The organism is Mesoflavibacter sp. CH_XMU1404-2, assembly GCF_037029465.1.
GTDB lineage: Bacteria > Bacteroidota > Bacteroidia > Flavobacteriales > Flavobacteriaceae > Mesoflavibacter.
In genome coordinates, this window is sequence record NZ_JAYMEM010000005.1 from 48,665 (window position 1) to 65,237 (window position 16,573).

Consider the following 16,573-nt stretch of genomic DNA (forward strand, 5'->3'; position numbering starts at 1 on the left):
ATTATATAATCAAAACCTTTGTTATCTAATTTAGTTTAATATATTTACCTTACCTATACTGTTTTAACATATGAAAAAATATATTGTTGCGCTTATTTGCGCAATTTCGCTTACATCAATTGCTCAGGAAAAAAATCAAAGTTTATTATGGGAAATATCTGGTAATGGTTTAACCAAACCATCATACATTTATGGTACAATGCATGTTAGTAAAAAAGTGGCGTTTAGATTAGACGATGTTTTTTTTGAAGCTTTAGATAAAAGTGAAACCGTAGCATTAGAGTCTGATCCATCATCTTGGTTACCTTTCAATTACGAAACACTTATACTTTCTCCTCAAAATTATAGCTACAGAAATTACGATAAAAACTTTTACTCTAATTTAATGGGCATTGATCATCCTGAAGAAGTTGAAATTAGAGGAAGCATAAGAGCAGATAACCGTATGATTAACGGCTATTTATACCGTAAAGATGGCTATTCTGACAATTTTGAAGAAGAAACTTACCTAGATATGTTTATCTATCAAGCTGGTAAGAAAAAAGAAAAAGAAGTTTTTAGTTTAGAAGATTTAGAAGAATCTCGTTTTTTAGTTGGAAAAGCGCAGTATAATGCCAGAAAGTCTAAAATCGATCCTTGGTTGCAGAAAATTTACGAAAAAGAAAGTCCATATTTAGTTCAAGAAAACACCTATAGAGACAGAAATTTAAAGCTTTTAGACTCTATTGGTGAAGCAACAAATACCGAGTTTTTTAGAGAGCATATGCTTTACAAACGTAATGCAAATATGGTACATGTTATGGATAGCTTAATGCAAACCAAAACTGTATTTGCTGGTGTTGGCGCAGCACATTTACCTGGCAAAAAAGGTATGTTAGAGTTATTTAGAAAGAAAGGATACACCGTAAAACCTTTACTATCTGAACAAACCGAAGTTGGTAAAGCAAAAAAAGACGCGATTGAGGATTACATCCTACCAGAAAAAACAACTTTAAATAGTACGCCAGATCAATTTATAAGTATCAATAGTTTTACCGAGTTATTTGAATTTGCTTACGGAAGTCAAAAATATTACATCTCTCCAGACATGACTAATGGCGCATATTTAACCATTAATCGTTTTAATACTTTTGAATATTTACCGCACGAAAAAGACATTACTTTAGAGCGTTTAAATGACTTTTTGTTTGAAGATATTCCTGGAGATATTATTAAGAAAGAAGAAATTACTTCACCATATCCTGGTATAAGTGTTTTAAACAAAACTAAAAAAGGAGACTATCAAAAATACCATATTTACAAAACACCTTTAGAGGTAATCATTGTAAAGTTAGCTGGTCCAAAAGACTATGTTTTAAACCAAGAAGCAGATATTTTTGATTCTATTACTTTTAAAAAACCAACTTCAGAGTTTGAAAACTTCACTTCAAACTATAATAAATACGAGGTTAACTTTCCTAAATATATAGTTACAGAAAACCTTGAAAATGCTGGACAAAAACTTATACAAGGTAAAGTTGGAAACAACTACTATTTCTTAAAAGAAGGCGCTTATAATGACACATATTACATTGAAGAAGATAAGTTTGAAGCTAAATTTATTGTCACAAACTTTTATAAAGATTTAGAAATTGAAGACCATACAGGAAGCTTTGAGAAAACACCATATTATAGTTATATGGGTATTGCCAAAAAAGATTCGACTAGTACAGAAAATATTCATCTTAAAAGTATTGTAAAAGACGGAAGTTATTATTTGTTAGGTTATGTTGGTGAAGATGATCAAAAAGCAAAAGCCTTTTTTGATTCATTTAAATTTAAAGCTACCAAGCACGATGGGTTTAAAAAAATTACAGATACAACGCTTTATTTTTCAGTAGTCACAAACACCAAGGCGCCATCTTATGATAACTATTATGGTTACAGTAGTAAGAAAAAAGACTACGAAGAAAAGACAAAAAACACCACTTATTTTTCTAAAGCTAACGAGCAAATAAACATCTCTAAAGTTAAATTTCATGACTTACAGATGTATAAAAATATTGATAGTTTATGGCAAGAAGTAGATGATGATCTAAACCCTTACAGCAGCTATAAAGACTACACTGACGACTTTAAAAAGTATAAAGTTGTAGATAAGAAAAAGTATCAAAAAGATGGTAAGTACTATTATGATTTTACCATAAAAGACTCTTTAAGTGCTAAAGAAATTTTAGTAAAAAACATCCTTAAAGAAGGTGCGCTTTTTGAACTTAAAACCTTAACAGATTCTATTTCTGGGCCTTCAGAATTTATCACTAAATTTTATGATTCATTTGAACCATTAGATACACTTTTAGGTAAATCGGTATTTAGCGATAAAACCAATATTTTCTATGAAGCATTAAGAGATAATGATAGTATTGTCTTTAATGCAGAGTCTAAAGTTGAGTTTAGCAAAGCTAATGCTAGTACAATGATAGATTTGATTAAAAATTTCGAATTTCCAGAGAATAAAGAAGATTTAAAAACCTTTTTAATTTCAGAATTAAGCGATTTAGAAGATCCGCGTACCGATGCTTTTTTAAGACAACTATATCTAGATTCTTACTCAGAGCCAGATATTCAAACAACCATCTTAAAATCTTTAATCAATAAAAAATCTAAAAAATCTTACGAGCAGTTTTTAGATTTATTAAGCAAAGATTTACCGTTAGATAAATCTATAAATTATATGTTTTACAGTTATCGCGACTCTTTAGAACTTAAAAAGACGCTGTTTCCAAACATCATGCAGTACACCACAATTAAAGAGTACAAAGAACCAATTTACGAGCTTTTAACACGCCTTAAAGATAGTAACGTTGTAAAAACAAAAATTTACAAAAAGTATAAAAAGCAAATTTTAACCGATGGTAAGATTGAAGTAAAACGTAGCTTAAGTAACAGCAACAATTATGGTTACAGATCTTATAGTAGCATTTTACCAGAGTATGTAAAATTATTATTCCCTTACAGAAACGAGCAAAACGTAAAAATCTTCTTTGAAAAACTGTTAGATAGCAACAATAATCAAGCACTTACAACCTATTATGTTTTATTAGAAAAAGCTAACGAAAGCATACCTGAAAAGCTTAAAGAAAAAACAATAGAAGAGTTTAAAAACCAATCGACTTTAGTAGATAAAATGTATAGACACAAGTTATTTAAACCTTATTTAAAAGAAAAAATAACTCAAGAGATGTACGCAAAATCTACTCTTTTTGAAAGTAAAACTATTCAAGAAGAACGCGATTCTATTCACTTTGTTGGTAAAAGAGAATTTATTACCGATAATGATAAAGAAGGTGAAATTTACTTCTACATGTTTATCAAAAAACGTGAAAAAGACGAAGATAAACGCTTCTACTACGCAGCATTTTTAAAACCAGAAGATCCTAAAAAATTACAAACAAAAGTATTTTATAAATCTGGATATAGCGGTGATTACATAGACGAAAACAAAGAAGACGAAGAACTTATTGAAGAAGTCTTAGAACTAGTCATACACAAAAACCGAAAACGACTTAACGATTAATAAAAAAACTGTTTAAATACTATTTTTTTGTCATTCAGAGCGAAGCGAAGAATCTTATTTAGATTTAATCGACACTTTGTAATTCCAAGAGATTCTTCATTTCATTCAGAATGACAGTTTTCAGACAGCTTTTTTATTTTGATAAAATATACTTTTTAGGTGTTATCCCATATTTTTTCTTAAAAGCCGCTATAAAATGGCTTGCTGTACTGTAGCCAACACGCAGTCCTACTTCATTTACATTATGCTTTCCAGACTCTAATAATTTTCTAGCAACTTCCATTTTGTAATCAAACAAAAAGCTAAATACAGAATCGCCATAAATTTGTTTAAATCCTTCCTTTAGTTTTTTTAATGGCAATCCTATCTCTTCAGATAATTCTTGTAGCGTTGGCGGTTCTGCCATTTTTGCAATAATAATATCTTTAGCTCTTTTAATTTTTGCCACATTACTTTCGTCTACTAAAAACGGACATTGCTCTATATCTGCATCTTCACCTTTATTAAAATAAAGACTTAACAACTCGTAAGCTTTTCCTTTAAAGTATAAATTTTTGATAGACGAATTCAAATTATAATTTACAATTTGATTTAATGTAATAGCCATAGATGGCGAAATTTTTCCGTCTTTGTAATATTTTTTATCGCGATTATCTTCACTTAAAAACGTAATATAATTAGCCTCTTGAGAAAATAATCCATGAAATTTTTCAATTGAAATCAATAACGTAACCAACCAACAATTTGGGTTAACTTCTAAGTAAATAGGCAAATCACGTTCAGGATTATAAAGCAATAAAGACGTTTCTTCTTTAATATCTAAACGGTAATTTCCATTATTAAAAACAAAGGTGCTAAAGCCTTTTAAGCAAAAATGAAATTGGATGTAACTGTTATCAATATAGCGCTCAATAATCTGATTTTCAGAAGTTTCATTTTGATAAGTTAATACAAAAACTTCATCATCAACCTGTGTTTCTTCAAAAGAACCTGTAGCGTTATTTTTTTTAGTTGCTGAAAGCGACATATTTAGCTTTTATTTAGAATGATTCTAAACAAAAGAGCTTAAAACCATTGTATTCACTGCTAAAATATGACATTTGTTATTGTTTTGAAAAAAAGACGCATAAAAAACGCTAATCGATATTAAAAGTTCTTTTAGCGTTATTTTTTATTTAGCTTCCTGTATAAATTTGTAGCCTAATAAAGTCCCAGTCAGGTAAAACATGGAGCATTATCAAAAATCGTTAGGCACGTATTTCTATGCCTTAGGTTTAAGTTATAAAAAAGCAGATGCAGAAATTAGAGGTCATTTTAGTTTAGATGAAACCTCTAAAAGTGCGTTATTACAACAAGCCAAAGCCAACGGAATAGAAAGTTTAGTAGTCACTTCAACTTGTAACAGAACCGAAATTTACGGTTTTGCACAACATCCATATCAGCTAATTCAATTACTTTGTGATAACTCAAAAGGTAATGTAGAAGAGTTTCAAAAATACGCTTACATCTATAAAGGTAATGATGCAGTATCGCATTTATTTAAGGTTGGCTCTGGTTTAGACAGCCAAATCTTAGGTGATTTTGAAATTATTGGGCAACTTAAAAAAAGTGCTTCAGCGTCTAAAGCGCTTAATTTATTAAATCCGTTTTTAGAGCGTTTACTTAACTCGGTTATACAAGCTAGCAAGCGTATAAAAACCGAAACCGATATTTCTACAGGCGCAACTAGTGTGTCTTTTGCATCAGTTCATTATATTTTGAACAATGTAGATGATGTTTCAGAAAAGAACATTTTATTGTTCGGAACAGGAAAAATTGGTCGTAACACGTGTGAAAACTTAGTAAAACACTCTAAGAATTCGCACATCACTTTAATTAACCGCACAAAGGATAAAGCCGAAGCTATTGCAGGAAAATTTAATCTTATTGTAAAAGATTATGCAAACCTTCAAGAAGAAATTAATAAAGCAGATATCTTAATTGTAGCTACAGGCGCACAAAACCCAACGGTTGATAAACATCTTATTCAATCTAAAAAAGGCTTATTAATTTTAGACTTATCGATACCTAAAAATGTAAACGAAGATGTAACCGATTTAAAAAATGTAAAATTGGTTCATTTAGATGATTTATCACAAATTACCGATGAGACTTTAGAACGCAGAAAAAAGCATATTCCTTTAGCAGAATCTATTATTGAAGATATAAAAACCGAATTTGACGCGTGGTTAACTACCCGCAAATTTGCACCTACAATTAAAGCTTTAAAAGATAAATTATTAGACTTTAAAACTTCTGAATTAGATACGCAACGCAAAAAAATGGCTAACTTTAACGAAGAACAAGCCGAATTAATTAGTAATAACATCATTCAAAAAATTACTAATCATTTTGCGCATCATTTAAAAGACGATTTAACCTCAACAGACGATAGTCTAGAACTTATAAAAAAAGTGTTTCAATTAGAAAACACCACAACCAATGTCTAAAACCATTAGAATAGGAACTCGCGATAGCGAGCTAGCCCTTTACCAAGCCAAAGTTGTCCAAAAATTATTAGAAGAAAAAGGTCATAAAACCGTATTAGTTCCTGTAAAATCTACAGGAGATATCGTTTTAGACAAACCACTTTACGAGCTTGGAATAACCGGAATTTTTACTAGAACTTTAGATATAGCAATGCTTAATCACGATATAGACATTGCAGTACATTCTTTAAAAGATGTCCCAACAATATTACCTAAAGGCATTGTACAAGGTGCTGTTTTAAAACGTGGTAACATTCGAGACACATTAGTTTTTAAAAAAAATGAAGAGTTTTTAGCTTCAAAAAAAGGAACCATTGCTACAGGTAGCTTACGCAGACGCGCGCAATGGTTAAACCGCTATCCAACCCATAACGTCGTAGATTTAAGAGGTAACGTAAACACACGCTTACAAAAGCTTGAAGATAATGATTGGGACGGAGCAATTTTTGCAGCTGCAGGTATTGGTCGTCTTAATTTAAGACCCGAAAACTCTGTAAATTTAGAATGGATGGTTCCTGCGCCAGCACAAGGCGCTATTATGGTTGCTGTTTTAGATGAAGACGAAGAGACTAAAAACATCATCTCAGAAATTAATCACGAAGAGACAGAAATCTGTACAACCATAGAACGTAAATTTTTAAATAAATTAGAAGGTGGCTGTACTGCACCAATTGGTGGATCTGCTTACATTAAAAATGACGAAATTCACTTTCACGGTGTATTGTTAAGTAAAGATGGTACCAAAAAAATTGAAGTTAAACGCACAAAAGCTGTCGGTGAGCATCATGATTTAGCCGAATGGGCTGCAGAATATATTATAGAACGCGGCGGAAAACGTTTAATGGATCAACTAAAGGACGAGAATAAAGAAGTAAATATCTACTCAACAAAATCGTTTACAGAAGATCAACGATTCTTATTCAACGAAAAAGTAACGCCAGAAAGTAGCGACTTTATTAAAATAAGCCTTAATCGTATTCATCCAAGATTTGTAAAAAACGAAATTGAAAACGTTGTTATTACAAGTAAAAATGCAGTCGAAGCTTTATTAACAAGCTTTTCTCCTATCGAGCTTCAATTTAAAAATATCTACTGCGTTGGAAGACGCACCAAAAAACTAATAGAAAAACGAATTGGTAAAGTTAAACACAGCGAAAAAAACGCAAAAAAACTAGCCAATTATTTAGTTGAATATATGGAAGGTACAGAAGTTACTTATTTCTGTAGTAACTTACGCTTAGACGATTTACCAAGCATTTTAGAAAGCAACAATATCAAGGTAAACGAAATCGAAGCTTATCAAACTAAATACGATAGTTTAAAAGTACCTGAATCTGTAGAAGGCGTTATGTTTTACAGTCCTTCAACAGTACAGAGTTATAAAAAAGAAAACGTTGCTAAAGGTATTGCGTTTTGCATTGGAGAAACTACAGCAAAAGAAGCAAGCAAACATTTTGAAGATGTACGCATTGCCAAAGTACCAACTGTAGAAAGCGTTATAGAATTAGTAAATGACTTTTACACCAACAAGTAAAAAACCGTTTTAACGGAACATAAAAATATGATTAAGAACGATTTATTTTTAAGAGCATTAAAAGGAGAAACTGTTGAACGTCCACCAGTATGGATGATGCGTCAAGCAGGTCGTTACCTTCCAGAATTTATGGAAATTAAAGCCAAATACGATTTCTTTACACGTTGTCAAACACCAGAATTAGCAAGTGAAATTACCGTACAACCTATACGTCGTTACGGTATGGATGCAGCTATTTTGTTTAGCGATATTTTAGTAATTCCTCAAGCCATGAATATTGAGGTACAAATGAAACCTAATTTTGGTCCCTATTTACCAAATCCAATTCGCACACAACAAGATGTAGACAATGTAATTGTACCAGACGTTACAGAAGCATTAGACTACGTATACCAAGCTATAAAAGCCACAAAAGAAAAACTTAATGACGAGATTCCGTTAATTGGTTTTGCAGGTTCTCCATGGACAATCTTATGCTACTGTGTACAAGGACAAGGCAGTAAAAACTTTGATAAAGCCAAAAAATTCTGTTTTACAAATCCAGTTGCTGCACATCAAATGCTTCAAAAGATAACAGATACAACCATTGCCTACTTAAAAGAAAAAGTAAAAGCAGGTTGTAACGCTGTGCAAGTGTTTGATTCTTGGGGCGGAATGCTTTCTCCTGAAGATTATCAAGAGTTTTCATGGAAATACATTCAACAAATTATAGATGCTTTAAAAGAAGATGCTCCTGTAATTGCATTTGGTAAAGGTTGTTGGTTTGCGTTAGACGTTATGGCAAAATCTGGCGCATCTGCTTTAGGTGTAGACTGGACGTGTTCTCCTAAAAACGCACGTTATTTAACTGGCGGAAACATTACTTTACAAGGTAATTTTGATCCAACACGATTATATTCTTCACCAGAAAAAATTAAAGACATGGTGACCGATATGATTAACCAATTTGGCAAAGATAAATACATCGTAAATTTAGGTCATGGTATTTTACCAGACATCCCTTTAGAAAACGCAAAAGCATTTATAGATGCTGTAAAAAACTATAAAGCCTAACATTTTTTGGGCGTTACCTACTTTTTTAAGTAACAATTAGTCAAAAAATTCTACTAATAAACATAAAAAGTAGGTCGCGCTTTCGGCAGTCGCTTTTTATTTGCTTTTAATGGCAAATAAAAGAGCTTCAACAAAGCCTCAATCGCTAACGTCTCAAGTAGAGCGTAGTCAAAGCACAACTTTTAAACTAAAGTTATGATAAAAAACATACTACAAGGGTTACAAGGTTATACAGGAGCTTTCGGCTTAATTTCAAAATTAAAACTCTGGAAATATTTTTTCATTCCCATCATCATTAGCTTTGTAACAGCCGTAATTATTGGAGTTTCGGCTTACGGATTATCGGATAATATTGGTAATTTTATTGCAAAAATATGGTTTTGGGATTGGGGAAAAGAGACCTTTACAACCATTTCATCTTTTATTGGTGGTTTTGTAGTTGTTGCTTTAGGATTAATTCTTTACAAGCATATTATAATGGCACTTTCTGCTCCTTTTATGAGTCCAGTTTCAGAAAAAATTGAAGTACATTTAACAGGTATCCAAAAACACCAACATCGTAACACCTCGTTTTCAGAACAATTATCAAGAGGTATCAAAATAAATCTAAGAAATTTAGTTAAAGAATTACTACTTACCATTCCAATATTACTAATTAGTTTTATTCCTGTTATTGGTATAGCTTCAAGTATATTACTCTTTTTAACACAAGCTTATTACGCTGGTTTTGGTAATATGGATTACACCTTAGAGCGTCATTTTAAATACCGTGAAAGTATAGACTTTGTAAGACGCTATCGTGGTGTTGCTATAGGTAATGGCATTGTTTTTATGCTATTTTTACTTATTCCTGTTATTGGCGTTATTTTAGTATTACCATTATCTGTAACTGCGGCGTCTTTAAAAACTGTACAACTGATTAAAGCAGATAAAAATTAAAAAATGAAACATAAATTTTATCAATACATACAAGACTTACAAAACACAATTACTGCTGGTTTAGAAGCTATAGATGGAGAAGCCAAATTTGAAGAAGATATTTGGGTTAGACCAGAAGGTGGCGGCGGACGTACACGCGTGATCCAAAACGGAAATGTGTTTGAAAAAGGGGGTGTAAATATTTCTGGAGTACATGGTAAATTACCAGATAGTATGCAAAAGTATTTTGGCGTAGAAGATGCCGATTTTTTTGCATGCGGTTTAAGTCTAGTTATTCACCCAAAAAGTCCAATGGTGCCAACAGTACATGCTAATTGGCGCTATTTTGAAATGTATGACCAAGATGGAAATATTGTAGACCAATGGTTTGGTGGCGGACAAGATTTAACACCTTATTACCTTTTTGAAGAAGACGCAAAACACTTTCATCAAGTGTGTAAAACCGCTTGCGATAAACACAATCCTGAGTTTTATCCAAAATACAAAGCACGTTGTGACGAGTATTTTCATAACACACATCGTAACGAAGCACGAGGTATTGGCGGATTATTTTTTGACTATTGCAAAGCAACCGAAGATATGAGCATGGAAAACTGGTACGATTTTGTAACCGAAGTTGGTAATAGTTTCCTTCAAGCCTATCTTCCTATTGTAGAAAAACGTAAAGAGTTACCATACACAAAAGCACAACGCGATTGGCAAGAAATACGTCGTGGTCGTTATGTCGAATTCAATTTAGTACATGATAAAGGCACTTTATTTGGTTTAAAAACTAACGGACGTATAGAAAGTATTTTAATGAGTCTTCCGCCACATGTACAATGGGTTTACGACCATAACCCAGAAGAAGGTAGTGACGAAGCTAAATTATTGGACGTATTAAAAAACCCTAAAAACTGGGTGTAACTTATGGATTGCTATTGCGGATCACAAAAACCTTATAAAGAGTGCTGCGAAATCTTTCATAAAAATGGAGGTGAAACAGAAACACCTGAGCAATTAATGCGCTCAAGATATTCTGCTTTTGTATTAGCAAATGGCGATTATCTAATGCAAACACATCATAAAAGTACAAGACCTATAAAAGACAAGAAAAATATCGAAAAATGGGCAAAATCTGTTCAATGGTTAAAATTAGAAGTATTAGAAACTACAGTAGATACGGTAAAATTTAATGCGTTCTTTTTTGAAAACGGAAAACCAGATGTTATCCATGAAAATTCTAAATTTGTAAAAGAAAATAACCGTTGGTATTATCTAGGTTTTGCAAAATAAATCACTTAAGTTAAATACTTAAAAACACAATTACATGTATCCTTTAAAAAGAAATAGAAGACTAAGAACTAACGAAGCCATTAGAAGCTTAGTTAGAGAAACCATCATATCTCCAAACGATTTTTTAGTACCACTTTTTGTGGTAGAAGGTAATGGCATAAAAGAAGAAATTGCTTCTATGCCAAACTACTATCGTTACAGCTTAGATCTATTAGAACATGAAATCAAAGAGCTATGGAAGTTAGGCTTAAAATCGGTATTACTATTTGTAAAAGTACCTGATAACTTAAAAGACAATAAAGGGACAGAAGCTTTAAATCCAGACGGATTAATGCAACGCGCTATCAAAACAGTAAAAAATGCCTGTCCAGAGATTTTAGTAATGACAGATGTGGCTTTAGATCCATTTTCGTCTTACGGTCATGATGGTATTGTAGACAACGGACAAATTATTAATGATGATACTGCTGAAGTTTTAGCAGAAATGAGCGTCTCTCACGCCAAAGCTGGTGCCGATTTTGTCGCACCAAGTGATATGATGGATGGTCGTATTTTAACCATTCGCGAGGCTTTAGAAGACGAAGGTTTTATCAACACAGGCATTATGAGTTATTCAGCCAAATATGCATCTGCGTTTTATGGACCTTTTCGTGATGCGTTAGACTCTGCTCCTGTAGATATGGTTGATGTACCAAAAGATAAAAAAACCTACCAAATGGATTATGCTAACCGTTTTGAAGCTATAAGAGAAACTGAAATGGATATAGACGAAGGTGCAGACATCGTCATGGTAAAACCAGGATTATGCTACTTAGATATTGTTCGTGAGATTAAAAACGAAGTGGACGTGCCTGTTGCGGTTTACCAAGTGTCTGGTGAGTATGCGATGCTTAAAGCTGCTGCCGAAAAAGGTTGGTTAGACTACGATGCTGTTATGATGGAGCAAGTGACTGCTATTAAACGCGCTGGTGCTGATATTATAGCTTCGTATTTTGCTAAGGATGTTGTTAAGATTATTAATAATATTTAACTTTTATAAAAAAAACAAACATAATCTGTCATCCTGAGCGTAGTCGAAGGGTTGCTAAGGATGTTGTAAAATTACTTTAATGTTAAAAAAGATAATCTATATAACCTTTTTTGTTTTTAATTATAGCTACTCACAGTCTATAAAAGAATTTAAACTTTTAAGTGAAATAGATTCAACTTCAATTGAATATGCTCACATAATTATTGATGGAAAATTAAAAACCTATTCAAATGAAAAGGGAAAATTTAAATTAAATCTAGACACCAAAATTGATACTTTAAGTATATCTCATCTCGAATTTAGAACGAAAAACCTTTTGTTTGATGATATTATTAAAAATGACACTATTTATTTACAAGAAAACTCTACTGTTCTAGATGAAGTATTTTTAAGTAAAGTTAAAAAAGTAACTAAAGTTTTATTGCCAAAAAAATCTATAAGAGAGTTAAATTATGGTAATAAAGACCTGATGTTTCCTTACGGTTTTAAAATAGCTGTTTATGTTCCAAATGAAGAAAAAACAAATTTTTTTATCAAAAAAATTATTTTAAAATCAAAAAATAAAAAGGCAATTTCTAATAGTAAATTCATTCCTTTTAAAGTTAATTTAATGACCTGTGATACTGTAAATAACATTCCTGATAAACCAATTTTTAAGGAGGATTTAGTTGTAGGAAAATTTGAAAATCAACCATTAGTTGAAATTAATTTAGCCAAAATCAAAGAAATCCCTTTTCCTAAAAATGGCATTTTTGTAGTTGTATCTTTATACGATGAAAATTATTATTTAGATAATGGTTTTATCAATAAACCGTCTTTTGGCATTGTTCAACTAAGAAAAAACTCAAATTTTAGAGAAATGCATTACTACACAATAAATGGTGTATATCAATGGAGTGAGCCCTTCTATAGTAAAGAAAAAATTCAGTCATTCAATTATGGCTTAGAAGTAAGAAATTAATAGCAAAGACTAATATTTTAATGATAATTTCTATTTCATTAACTTAGCATAAACTAAAACAAAAACAACCCATGGGATTACTCCTATTTTACGCTTTTATATCTATTTTCTTTTCGTTTTTATGCTCTATTCTTGAGGCGGTTTTACTTAGTATTACACCTACATTTATCAATGTAAAAAAACAAGAAGGTAAACACTACGCAGAAAATTTAGAAATCTTAAAAAAAGATGTAGACCGACCTTTAATTGCCATTTTAACCCTTAACACAATTGCTCATACCGTTGGTGCTATTTTAGTTGGTGTACAAGCCAAAGCAGCTTATGCAGAGCTTTATGGCACACAAACAAAAACTATTTTTGGCATACAGTTTACAGAAGACTTAATGGTTGGTGTGGTGTCTTCTATAATGACCATTCTTATTTTAGTTGCTTCAGAAATTATCCCAAAAACCATTGGTGCTACCTACTGGAGACAGTTAGCTAATTTCACCTCAAAAGCTTTAAATGTTTTAATATTTCCGTTAAAATGGACCGGTATTTTATGGGTATTGCAATTAACCACAAAATTAATTGGTGGTAAAGGACATCATGGTAGTGTGTTAAGTCGCGAGGACTTTCATGCTATGACCGATATGGCGCATGAAGAAGGCGTTTTTCAAGAAAACGAAAGCAAAATCATCAAAAACCTACTAACGTTTAAAGAAGTTAAAGCTAAAGACGTCATGACACCAAGAACCGTCATGAAAATAGAAAACGATATGACTACGGTAGAAGATTTTTTCAACAAAAATTTAAACCTTCGTTTTTCTCGTATTCCAATTTATACTGATGTAGAAGACAATATAAAGGGCTTAGTTCTTAAAGACGAAATCTTTAAAGAAATGGCACTTGGTAACGGTAATAAAAAACTTGCCGATTTACAACGAAACATCATAATCGTCGAAAGAGATTTACCTATTCCTATCTTATTTGAAAAATTGGTTGAAACCCGTAACCACATGGCTTTAGTGGTAGACGAATATGGTAGCGTAAGCGGATTAGTAACTATGGAAGACGTCATTGAAACCCTTTTAGGTCTTGAAATTATGGACGAAAGTGATAACGTTTCAGACCTTCAACATTTAGCAAGAAAAAGCTGGGAGGCACGCGCTAAAAAACTAGGTATCATCGAAAACGGAAAATAATGGAAACCTGCTACATCAATTCACCTTTAGGAGTCACTAAAATAGAAGGTGATGAAGATGGCATAATTTCAATTTCGGTATTAAATAATAATGAACTCGCCGATTATAATGAAGGCGAAACCGATAATTTGTCATTCCCACGAAAGTGGGAATCTAAAGAAAAACTAACCGATATAATTCCAGAAATCTTACAAGATTGTGTTTATCAACTTAACGAATATTTTGAAGGTAAGCGAGAATATTTCAGTTTAAAATTAAATCCGCAAGGCACAGATTTTCAACAAAAAGTTTGGAAAGCTTTGCAAACTATTCCTTACGGAACTACAACGACTTACCTTAAATTATCACAACAATTAGGCGATGTAAAAGCGATTAGAGCTGTTGCTAATGCTAATGGTAAAAATCCATTGTGGATTGTTATTCCGTGTCATCGCGTTATTGGAAGCGATGGAAGTTTAACTGGTTATGCTGGCGGTTTACACCGTAAACAATGGTTATTAGAGCACGAAAGCCCATACAAACAGCAAAGCTTATTTTAGTTTAAGAATAAGTATTCGGCTAAAAACAGAATTTACTTTCAAAGTTTTGTTATATTTATTCAACTAAATAAATCACTAAATGAAATTTCTTAAAAAGACCCTAAAAGTTATCGTAATCCTTTTTGCGCTATTAATTGCAGTACTTTACATTACCGATACTGACTATTTAATAAAAGCTGTACGTACCATTTATCTTCGTGGTTATACTACAGCATTTCTTGATGATTACAAAAAATTCGACAATGCAACCATAAATATTGGTCAACCTCAACCTTGGGCAAATCATAAAAACTACAACAGCGTAGCGCCAACAGAAACCTTAGAAAAAACCAATAAAGACTTAGGCACAATAGCATATGTAATCATTAAAAATGATAGTATTTGGTTTGAAAAGTATTATGATGGTTATGATGAAAACTCAAAATCTAACTCCTTTTCTATGGCAAAAAGTTATGTCTCTGCCATGTTGGGTAAAGCCATAATGCAAGGTCATATAAAAAGTTTAGATCAGCCAGTTTGCGATTTTTTACCTGCTTTTTGTGATGAAAAAGCTTCAAAAATGACGGTTGGAGATTTATCTTCAATGAGCTCTGGTACCAATTGGGATGAAGCTTATTATTCGCCATTTTCAATCACCACACGTGCTTATTTTGATGATGACTTAGCTAAAGTAATAAATGGTTTAAAAGTTGTAAATGAACCAGGACAAGCCTTTAAATATGCAAGTGGTGACACACAAATGCTTGCTATGGTTATAGAAAAAGCAACAGGTAAAAAACTATACGACTATTTAGAAGAAAGTTTTTGGAAACCCTTAGGTAGCGAAAATCAAACCCTTTGGCAATTAGACAGCGAAGCACACGATTTGGTAAAAGCCTATTGCTGTATTGCAAGTAATGCTAAAGATTTTGCACGTTTAGGAAAACTATACAAAGACCACGGAAAATGGAATGGACAACAAGTATTAGATTCGACATTTATAGCAAAATCAGTAATACCTAGATTTAAAGAAAGTCCGCAATATGGTTACGGATGGTGGCTAAAAACTATGGGCGATAAATCCTTTTTTATGATGCGCGGTCATTTAGGACAATATGTTATTGTAGAGCCAGAAGATAACGTGATTATTGTTAGGCTTGGACATAGCAAAGGACCTGGTGATGCTGTAGCTACTTTTACACCAGATATTTCAACGTATATAGAAGAAGCTTATAAAATGTTGGAGAATGAGTAAAATTTATCTTGCAGTTATATCAATTTTATCAATTATCTTCATTAATCAAAATGAAGTTAAAGAATTAAATCCTATCAGTGAAGTTATCCCTGATTTAAGTATTGAAGCTCAAAAAAACTTAGAACGATTTTATGAATTGTACTCTAAAAAGTATGGTGATGAAAAAGTAGAGTTAACAGACCAAGAAAATAAAGAGCTAGAAAAACTTTATGAGAATTATGATGAAACAACTGAAAGTGTCTGGGATATTATTGATGGCGGATGTAGCTGGTATTGTGGCGGCGGTAATTATAAAGTAATAGCATCCTCAGAATTAAAATCCATGAAAACGTTTAGTTATGATGCAAAAAAAGCTAATGACTTAAGCTATGAAACTGCTTGGGTAGAAGGAAAAGATGATTCTGGAATAGGTGAATATCTTGAGTATCATTTTAAAAAGCATAGTCCTCCAGTAAATAAAATTTTTGTTAGTAATGGTTACATGAAAACTGAAAAAAGTTGGAAAAATAACAATAGAGTAAAAAAATTAAAACTTTACGTTAATAATAAACCATTCGCCATATTAAATCTAAAAGATAATAGATCCTCACAAGAATTTGTTTTTGATTATAATTGGAGTAAAGGAGAAAATGAAGATAATGTACTACGTTTTGAAATATTAGATATTTATAAAGGCAATAAATACAATGATACCGCAATAACAGAAATTTACTTTGACGGTACTGGTGTTCATTAAATAA

Annotated in this window: 14 protein-coding genes; 13 read left to right on the forward strand and 1 reads right to left on the reverse strand. The window is 31.9% G+C overall.

The annotated features are described in order from the left end of the window. Positions 1 to 70 precede the first annotated feature (70 nt). Positions 71 to 3,556 carry a TraB/GumN family protein gene (locus WA327_RS03570; protein WP_336066577.1) on the forward strand — a complete coding sequence of 1,162 codons (3,486 nt, stop codon included), beginning with the start codon at positions 71 to 73 and terminating at the stop codon, positions 3,554 to 3,556. Between the two features lie 133 nt (positions 3,557 to 3,689). On the opposite strand, the gene WA327_RS03575 is transcribed toward WA327_RS03570, so the two are convergent. Further along, positions 3,690 to 4,583 carry an AraC family transcriptional regulator gene (locus tag WA327_RS03575; RefSeq protein ID WP_336066579.1) on the reverse strand — a complete coding sequence of 298 codons (894 nt, stop codon included), beginning with the start codon at positions 4,581 to 4,583 and terminating at the stop codon, positions 3,690 to 3,692. 199 nt (positions 4,584 to 4,782) lie between these two features. On the opposite strand from WA327_RS03575, the gene hemA reads away from it, so the two are divergent. From hemA to WA327_RS03635, 12 genes are all read left to right on the forward strand, one after another. Next, positions 4,783 to 6,045, forward strand: coding sequence for a glutamyl-tRNA reductase (hemA, locus tag WA327_RS03580; RefSeq protein ID WP_336066581.1), 1,263 nt, complete (start codon positions 4,783 to 4,785; stop codon positions 6,043 to 6,045). Continuing rightward, positions 6,038 to 7,618, forward strand: coding sequence for a hydroxymethylbilane synthase (gene hemC, locus WA327_RS03585; protein ID WP_336066583.1), 1,581 nt, complete (start codon positions 6,038 to 6,040; stop codon positions 7,616 to 7,618). The genes hemA and hemC overlap by 8 nt, the downstream gene beginning before the upstream one ends. A gap of 27 nt (positions 7,619 to 7,645) precedes the next feature. Then, positions 7,646 to 8,671, forward strand: coding sequence for a uroporphyrinogen decarboxylase (gene hemE / locus WA327_RS03590; RefSeq protein ID WP_336066584.1), 1,026 nt, complete (start codon positions 7,646 to 7,648; stop codon positions 8,669 to 8,671). Between the two features lie 195 nt (positions 8,672 to 8,866). After that, complete coding sequence (locus WA327_RS03595; RefSeq protein WP_336066586.1) at positions 8,867 to 9,610, forward strand: EI24 domain-containing protein; 744 nt, start codon at positions 8,867 to 8,869, stop codon at positions 9,608 to 9,610. 3 nt (positions 9,611 to 9,613) lie between these two features. Next, positions 9,614 to 10,516: an oxygen-dependent coproporphyrinogen oxidase gene (gene hemF, locus WA327_RS03600; protein WP_336066588.1), complete on the forward strand. Its 903-nt coding sequence runs from the start codon at positions 9,614 to 9,616 to the stop codon at positions 10,514 to 10,516. A gap of 3 nt (positions 10,517 to 10,519) precedes the next feature. Beyond that, positions 10,520 to 10,885: a YchJ family metal-binding protein gene (locus WA327_RS03605; protein WP_336066590.1), complete on the forward strand. Its 366-nt coding sequence runs from the start codon at positions 10,520 to 10,522 to the stop codon at positions 10,883 to 10,885. A 34-nt stretch (positions 10,886 to 10,919) separates the two neighbouring features. After that, positions 10,920 to 11,915: a porphobilinogen synthase gene (gene hemB, locus WA327_RS03610; protein ID WP_336066592.1), complete on the forward strand. Its 996-nt coding sequence runs from the start codon at positions 10,920 to 10,922 to the stop codon at positions 11,913 to 11,915. A 79-nt stretch (positions 11,916 to 11,994) separates the two neighbouring features. Then, positions 11,995 to 12,876 carry a hypothetical protein gene (locus WA327_RS03615; RefSeq protein WP_336066594.1) on the forward strand — a complete coding sequence of 294 codons (882 nt, stop codon included), beginning with the start codon at positions 11,995 to 11,997 and terminating at the stop codon, positions 12,874 to 12,876. A 71-nt stretch (positions 12,877 to 12,947) separates the two neighbouring features. Next, a complete protein-coding gene (locus WA327_RS03620) occupies positions 12,948 to 14,060 on the forward strand; it encodes a CNNM domain-containing protein (protein ID WP_336066597.1) in 1,113 nt (370 codons plus the stop codon). Next, positions 14,060 to 14,599, forward strand: a complete 540-nt coding sequence (locus tag WA327_RS03625) for a methylated-DNA--[protein]-cysteine S-methyltransferase (RefSeq protein ID WP_336066599.1) — start codon at positions 14,060 to 14,062, stop codon at positions 14,597 to 14,599. Before WA327_RS03620 ends, WA327_RS03625 begins: the two co-directional genes overlap by 1 nt. A 79-nt stretch (positions 14,600 to 14,678) precedes the next feature. Beyond that, positions 14,679 to 15,833: a serine hydrolase gene (locus tag WA327_RS03630; RefSeq protein WP_336066602.1), complete on the forward strand. Its 1,155-nt coding sequence runs from the start codon at positions 14,679 to 14,681 to the stop codon at positions 15,831 to 15,833. Next, positions 15,826 to 16,569 carry an NADase-type glycan-binding domain-containing protein gene (locus tag WA327_RS03635; RefSeq protein ID WP_336066604.1) on the forward strand — a complete coding sequence of 248 codons (744 nt, stop codon included), beginning with the start codon at positions 15,826 to 15,828 and terminating at the stop codon, positions 16,567 to 16,569. The genes WA327_RS03630 and WA327_RS03635 overlap by 8 nt, the downstream gene beginning before the upstream one ends. The last annotated feature ends 4 nt before the right edge of the window (positions 16,570 to 16,573 follow it).

Excerpts from the sequence above, each read along its gene's own strand:
- WA327_RS03570 (WP_336066577.1), top strand. The coding sequence starts at position 71 with ATGAAAAAATATATTGTTGCGCTTATTTGCGCAATTTCGCTTACATCA.
- WA327_RS03575 (WP_336066579.1), bottom strand. The coding sequence starts at position 4,583 with ATGTCGCTTTCAGCAACTAAAAAAAATAACGCTACAGGTTCTTTTGAA.
- hemA (WP_336066581.1), top strand. The coding sequence starts at position 4,783 with ATGGAGCATTATCAAAAATCGTTAGGCACGTATTTCTATGCCTTAGGT.
- hemC (WP_336066583.1), top strand. The coding sequence starts at position 6,038 with ATGTCTAAAACCATTAGAATAGGAACTCGCGATAGCGAGCTAGCCCTT.
- hemE (WP_336066584.1), top strand. The coding sequence starts at position 7,646 with ATGATTAAGAACGATTTATTTTTAAGAGCATTAAAAGGAGAAACTGTT.
- WA327_RS03595 (WP_336066586.1), top strand. The coding sequence starts at position 8,867 with ATGATAAAAAACATACTACAAGGGTTACAAGGTTATACAGGAGCTTTC.
- hemF (WP_336066588.1), top strand. The coding sequence starts at position 9,614 with ATGAAACATAAATTTTATCAATACATACAAGACTTACAAAACACAATT.
- WA327_RS03605 (WP_336066590.1), top strand. The coding sequence starts at position 10,520 with ATGGATTGCTATTGCGGATCACAAAAACCTTATAAAGAGTGCTGCGAA.
- hemB (WP_336066592.1), top strand. The coding sequence starts at position 10,920 with ATGTATCCTTTAAAAAGAAATAGAAGACTAAGAACTAACGAAGCCATT.
- WA327_RS03615 (WP_336066594.1), top strand. The coding sequence starts at position 11,995 with ATGTTAAAAAAGATAATCTATATAACCTTTTTTGTTTTTAATTATAGC.
- WA327_RS03620 (WP_336066597.1), top strand. The coding sequence starts at position 12,948 with ATGGGATTACTCCTATTTTACGCTTTTATATCTATTTTCTTTTCGTTT.
- WA327_RS03625 (WP_336066599.1), top strand. The coding sequence starts at position 14,060 with ATGGAAACCTGCTACATCAATTCACCTTTAGGAGTCACTAAAATAGAA.
- WA327_RS03630 (WP_336066602.1), top strand. The coding sequence starts at position 14,679 with ATGAAATTTCTTAAAAAGACCCTAAAAGTTATCGTAATCCTTTTTGCG.
- WA327_RS03635 (WP_336066604.1), top strand. The coding sequence starts at position 15,826 with ATGAGTAAAATTTATCTTGCAGTTATATCAATTTTATCAATTATCTTC.